The sequence below is a fragment of the Mesorhizobium sp. M7A.T.Ca.US.000.02.2.1 genome (assembly GCF_003996995.1).
In the GTDB taxonomy this organism is placed as follows: Bacteria; Pseudomonadota; Alphaproteobacteria; order Rhizobiales; family Rhizobiaceae; genus Mesorhizobium.
The window spans coordinates 1-3,935 of record NZ_RZTT01000497.1 but is presented as its reverse complement, the minus strand read 5'-3'; the positions used below and the strand labels follow the sequence as shown (position 1 = coordinate 3,935).

Annotated in this window: 1 protein-coding gene and 1 pseudogene; both read right to left on the bottom strand. The window is 63.6% G+C overall.

Annotated elements, in window-relative coordinates:
* A pseudogene (locus tag EOD15_RS30200) lies at positions 1-263 on the bottom strand (ATP-binding protein); the annotation flags it as partial.
* A 76-nt stretch (positions 264-339) separates the two neighbouring features.
* Positions 340-3,831 (bottom strand): carbamoyl-phosphate synthase large subunit, encoded by a 3,492-nt coding sequence (carB, locus tag EOD15_RS30195; RefSeq protein WP_127322182.1) that lies wholly within the window; start codon positions 3,829-3,831, stop codon positions 340-342.
* Positions 3,832-3,935: the final 104 nt, after the last annotated feature.

Below are 3,935 nucleotides of genomic sequence, written 5' to 3'. Positions count from 1 at the left end.
GCCTTCATGTGCGCATTGGTGAAGCCGACGCCATTGTCAGCGATCTTAAAAGATAAAATGGAACCTAGTCCTTGAAACTCATCACCAGACAAAGTCGCCTGTTCTTCGTCTCTTTCGAGGACCACCTCTATTCGAGGGTCAGAATTATGGCTCTCTTTGAGGGCATGTATCGCGTTTGAAATAGCTTCAAACAGTGGAAATAGGGCGCCGCCGATCGGAGAGAGGGGCCAGTGCTCGACCAGCCTTTGAAAATTAGTTTCCATTTAACCGCCCCAGTCAAAACTAGCCTTCGCACAAAATATGTCTGGGTTGGCAAAATAATCAACGGCAATAGGTTGTTTAAGCAAAATACTCCTGCAGCGGCCTGACTTCCAAACTCCCCGCCTTCAGCGCCGCAATCGCTTCCGCCACAGCAGCCGCACCGGACAGCGTCGTGTAATACGGCACCTTCTGCATCAGCGTGGCGCGACGGAGCGACTTGGAGTCCGACACCGCCTTCTGGCCGTCTGTCGTGTTGAAGACGATCTGCACCTGGCGGTTGCGGATGGCGTCTTCGATGTGTGGGCGGCCTTCCAGCACCTTGTTTATTTTCTGGGCGTCGACGCCGTTTTCGGCGAGGAAGCGGGCGGTGCCCGAGGTGGCCAGCACCTTGAAGCCGAGGCCGGCCAGGCGCTTGACCGCCGGCAGGATGCCCTTCTTGTCCTCGTCGCGTACCGAGACGAACAGCGTGCCGGAGCGTGGCAGGTCGACGCCGGCGCCGAGCTGGCTCTTGGCGAAGGCCAGCGCAAAATCGCGGTCGAGGCCCATGACCTCGCCGGTCGAGCGCATTTCCGGGCCGAGCAGTATGTCGACGCCGGGGAAGCGGGCGAAGGGGAACACGGCTTCCTTGACCGCGATGTGGCCGGGGTTCCTGGGGTCGGGCATGGCGCCGTAATGGGCGAAGGCGTCTTCCAGGGTTTCGCCGGCCATGATGCGGGCGGCGATTTTTGCGATCGGCCGCCCGATGGTCTTGGCGACGAAGGGCACGGTGCGCGACGCGCGCGGGTTGACTTCCAGCACATAGACGGTGCCGTCCTTGATCGCGTACTGCACGTTCATCAGGCCGCCGACATTGAGCGCGCGGGCAAGCGCCGCCGTCTGGCGCTCCAGCTCGTCGACTAGTTCGGAAGGCAGCGAGTGCACCGGCAGCGAGCAGGCGCTGTCGCCCGAATGGATGCCGGCCTCCTCGATGTGCTCCAATATGCCGGAAACGAAGGTCGACTTGCCGTCGCAGAGGCAGTCGACATCGACCTCGATGGCGCCACTGAGATAGGTGTCGAACAGCAGCGGGTTCTTGCCCAGCAGAGTATTGATCTGGCCGGTCTTGTCGTTGGGGTATTTCTGCTTGATGTCCTCCGGCACCAGGCCGGGCACGGTGTCGAGCAGGTAGGTCTGCAGCATCCCCTCGTCATGGATGATCTGCATGGCGCGGCCGCCCAGCACATAGGACGGGCGCACCACCAGCGGGAAGCCGAGCTCGCCGGCGACCAGGCGGGCCTGCTCGACCGAATAGGCGATGCCGTTCTTCGGTTGGCTGAGCCCGAGCTTGTGCAGCAGCTTCTGGAAGCGGTCGCGGTCTTCGGCGAGATCGATCATGTCGGGCGAGGTGCCGAGGATCGGGATGCCGGCCTTCTCCAGCGCATCGGCGAGCTTCAGGGGCGTCTGGCCGCCGAACTGGACGATGACGCCGACCAGCTCGCCCGAGGCCTGCTCGGCGCGCAGGATCTCCAGCACGTCTTCCGCCGTCAGCGGCTCGAAATAGAGCCGGTCCGAGGTGTCGTAGTCGGTCGAGACCGTCTCCGGGTTGCAGTTGATCATGATCGCTTCATAGCCGGCGTCGCGCAGCGCAAAGGCGGCGTGGCAGCAGCAATAGTCGAATTCGATGCCCTGGCCGATGCGGTTGGGGCCGCCGCCGAGGATGACGACCTTCTTGCGCGACGAGACCTGCGCCTCGTTGGCCAGCGCGCCGGCGAACGGCACTTCATAGGTCGAGTACATGTAGGCGGTGGGCGAGGCGAACTCGGCCGCGCAAGTGTCGATGCGCTTGTAAACTGGATGAACGTCGAGCTTTTCGCGAGCTTTCTGAATCACTTCGACATCGGTCTTCGTCAGCGACGCGAGGCGGGCATCGGAGAAGCCCATGGCCTTCAGCATGCGCAGATTGACGGCATCCTCCGGGATGCCGTGCTCGCGGATGCGGGCTTCCATGGCGACGATGCCTGCGATCTGCTCAAGGAACCACGGGTCGATCTTGCACATGGCGTGCACGTCTTCCAGCGAGGTGCCCATGCGGATCGCCTGCGCCACCATGCGCAGCCGATCGGGCGTCGGCGTGCCGAGCGCGGCGCGGATGGCGTTGCGGTCGTCGGCATGGTTGGCGGAACCGAGACCGGGGATTTCGATCTCGTCCAGACCCGTCAGGCCGGTCTCCAGTCCGCGCAGCGCCTTCTGCAGCGATTCCTGAAAAGTGCGGCCGATGGCCATGACTTCGCCGACCGACTTCATGGCGGTGGTCAGCACCGGCTCGGCGCCGGGGAATTTTTCGAAGGCAAAGCGCGGGATTTTGGTCACCACGTAATCGATGCTCGGCTCGAACGAGGCCGGCGTGGCGCCCCCGGTGATGTCGTTCTCCAGCTCGTCCAGCGTGTAGCCGACAGCGAGTTTTGCCGCGATCTTGGCGATCGGGAAACCGGTCGCCTTGGAGGCCAGGGCCGACGAGCGCGAGACGCGCGGGTTCATCTCGATGACCACCAGGCGGCCATCGGCCGGGTTGACGGCGAACTGCACGTTGGAGCCGCCGGTCTCGACGCCGATCTCGCGCAGCACCGCGATCGAGGCGTTGCGCATCATCTGGTATTCTTTGTCGGTCAGCGTCAGGGCAGGGGCGACGGTGATCGAGTCGCCGGTGTGCACGCCCATCGGGTCGATGTTCTCGATCGAGCAGACGATGATGCAATTGTCCGCTCTGTCGCGGACGACCTCCATCTCGTACTCCTTCCAGCCGAGCACGCTCTCCTCGATCAGCACTTCGGTGGTCGGCGAGGCGTCGAGGCCGGACTGGACGATCTCGTAGAATTCGGCGCGGTTGTAGGCAATGCCGCCGCCGGTGCCGCCCATGGTGAAGGACGGGCGGATGATGGCGGGCAGGCCGACATGGTCGAGAGCCTGGGCGGCGATCGCCATGCCATGGCTGATGTAGCGCTGCTTGCGGTCGCCTTCGCCGAGGTTCCAGCGGGTTTCCAAGGCGTCGAGCGCGGCGTCGAGATCGGCTGGCTTCTCGGCCTTGAGCGCGGCGCGCTCGGCCTCATGCGTTTTGCGGTCGGTGTTCTTGACGTCGGTGGCGTTGGCCAGCATCGACTTCGGCGTTTCCAGCCCGATCTTCTTCATCGCCTCGCGAAACAGCGCGCGGTCCTCGGCCTTGTCGATGGCCGTGGCGTCGGCGCCGATCATCTCGACATTGTAACGCTCGAGCACACCCATGCGGCGCAGCGACAGAGCGGTGTTGAGCGCGGTCTGGCCGCCCATGGTCGGCAGCAGCGCGTCGGGCCGCTCCTTGGCGATGATCTTGGCGACCACCTCAGGCGTGATCGGCTCGATATAGGTGGCGTCGGCCAGTTCCGGGTCGGTCATGATGGTGGCCGGGTTGGAATTGACCAGAATGACGCGGAAGCCTTCCTCCTTCAGCGCCTTGCAGGCCTGCGTGCCGGAATAGTCGAACTCGCAGGCCTGGCCGATGACGATGGGGCCGGCCCCGATGATCAGGATCGACTTGATGTCAGTGCGTCTTGGCATGTCAAAGGTCCGTTCGGCGGGCGGCTTGCACAAAAAACCGGGACGGGAAGACCCGGCCGGTTGTGCTCGCGATTCTGGTATCAGGCTAGGAGGGCCTTATAGGG

Coding starts and splice junctions, on each gene's coding strand:
- carB (WP_127322182.1), bottom strand. CDS start 3,831: ATGCCAAGACGCACTGACATCAAGTCGATCCTGATCATCGGGGCCGGC.